The organism is Arthrobacter sp. P4_F10, from assembly GCF_056401435.1.
Genome location: NZ_JBFUJJ010000090.1, coordinates 1 through 2207, shown reverse-complemented (window position 1 = coordinate 2207; position 2207 = coordinate 1). Strand labels below are relative to the sequence as shown.

General features: G+C 63.8%; 2 protein-coding genes. Both read right to left on the bottom strand.

The window, feature by feature from the left end; all coding sequences use genetic code 11:
• Positions 1-505 precede the first annotated feature (505 nt).
• Positions 506-1282, bottom strand: coding sequence for an IclR family transcriptional regulator (locus AC1DR1_RS23115; RefSeq protein ID WP_476993449.1), 777 nt, complete (start codon positions 1280-1282; stop codon positions 506-508).
• Positions 1283-1313: 31 nt separating this feature from the next.
• Entirely contained in the window at positions 1314-2066 is a 753-nt protein-coding gene (locus tag AC1DR1_RS23110; RefSeq protein WP_476993448.1) for a cyclase family protein, read from the bottom strand.
• Positions 2067-2207 lie beyond the last annotated feature (141 nt).

Here is a 2207-nt window from a genome sequence, read left to right as displayed (position 1 = left end):
CTCAGGACCAGAGGCAAGCACGGCGGCGTCATCGCCTGCGCGATGGCGCACCGCGCATCACGGATCGCCTACGCCATGGTCCGGGACCAGACCATCTACGACCCCGGCCGCTGGAAGTGACAAACCGCGGCACACCATGAGGCCAACCAGACATCCCCTTCCCGGAGCCAAAGGAGGTGCACGCAGCATCCCTTCACAACCCGGAGCGGCGGTGAGACGCTGGAACCGACGAAGGGCCGGACCAGACGCCGATACAGCTATGGCGGACGCCTTCCGCGTTACGCCGTCTCTAGCTTGGCGCCCGGCCCTTCGCCCCGCGGGCAACCCGAACGACGCCAGATGACCCGGGTGAAATAGCTGAGGTCGCATAAGTCAGCGTGGGCGCCCACAGACCAACGCCGGTCCAGCCGCCAAACCGCCCCTCCACAACACTTCAGAACGCCCGCCAGACACACGGGGCGAACCTTCACGCCCGGGGCATGCACTTGACACGACCTATAGCCAGCTAGAGCCGGTTCTGCGGCGACGCGTGACCCAACGTTGACTCAAGCCACTTGCCCCAGGACACGAGAGCCGTCGCGCATAGCCCCAGCCGCGGCTCCAAACGTGTCTTGGCGCCTACGACCTGAAGCGCTGCCACCACATCGCCCTTAAAGTCGCGAATCGGAACGGCCAGGGAGTAAAGTCCTGGTTCGGCTTCCTCATCGACAATGGAGTACCCCCGTGCCCGCGCCCCGCGCAGTCGTGACAGGAAGTCCTCGACGTCAAGCGGTGTATTGGGGCCATGGCGCACGAAGGGAACGCCGGAGAAAATGGTTCGGACCTCGGCGTCCGAGGCTTCCCACAGCAGGGCCTGGCCGGCATCACTACAAAACGCCGGGTAGGGCCGGCCCAGCCACGAACCGACCATGTTGCTACTTGCCGGAACACGCTCACCGATGGTGACAGTACTGTTTCCGCTCATAACTCCGAGGAAGCACCCTTCGTCAGTTTCACCGGCCAAGCCTTCCAAAGCGGTTACGCCGTCGGTCTGCAGCCGTTGCTCTGTCAACAGCTGTGCGTCTGTCAGGAGCGACCAGTTCAGGGTGTAGGACCGATGGTCTCCGCGTGCCAGAAACCCCTCCTGCTCGGCGGTCCGGAGGCTGCGCGAAACCTGGCTGCGGTCCCTGCCCAGATCGGCTGCTATATCAGCGACCGTTCCGCCAGACAGGCCTTCTGCGTTGCGGGAGCCCGCCGCGAGGACAGCCATGATTCCCCGGCCCATGCTGGACGTCTTAGACATGGATCCGATTCTAGTCACTGGAGAACGTGTCTTAGTGGATGGCGAAGACCCGGGCTGGAAAACCGCTGCCGTGCAGGGGCTTCGGCCAGCTTGCAATGAGGATCGCGCCGGCTTCTGGAAGCCCGTCCAGGTTCGCCATCAGCTCGATCTGCCACCGGTTCCGCGCCAAAACATAGGTCTCCAAGCTGAAATCCTGGCGGGACGTAGCCAGTCCCGGGTCTGTGTCTGTCTGCTCATGGCCGACGGCAGTTACCGACCGCTCCTCGATCAGGAAGGAGAGGACTTCCTGCGACCAGCCAGGCGTGTGGCTGACCCCCTCATCGTCCCTGTTCGCCATGGCGTCGGCGTCGGGCCAACGATGGCTCCACCCTGTCCGCAACGCCACAAAGGCCCCGGGGGCGATGGCACCGTTGCGGCTCTCCCATGCCTGGACGTCCTCCATCGTGGGAGTGGCGTCCGTATTTGCGGTGACCCGCGCGGTGATGTCGAGGATGGCCAGCGGAAGGACCATATCCTCCACAGGAATCTGGTCCAAGGTCCGTCCCCCGCGGATGAAATGCGAGGGAGGGTCAACGTGCGTCCCCCATTGGCCGATGATCGAATAACGGTGAGCCGTGAAACCGTTGCCTTTCTCCAGATCGAACACCGCCTCCCTGATTTCGTCCGGGAATGCCGGGAAATGAGGCTGGCCAGGGTGGAAGGCGTGCGTCAGGTCGGTGAATGACCTGCCCGCCAGCAACGGCTGCAGATCGTCCCAAAGCCGGGTCGTGGTGGTYTCAATCATGATGCGGCCTCGCTCTCAAAGACTGCCGGAAGGGCTGTGCTGGAGACGCTGACTGGCCCTGTCAGTTCGATGACCGGTACCTCCCACGGATGGATATCCACGATGTGCTGCAGGAAGCGTTCCACGGCGGCGTCAGGGGTC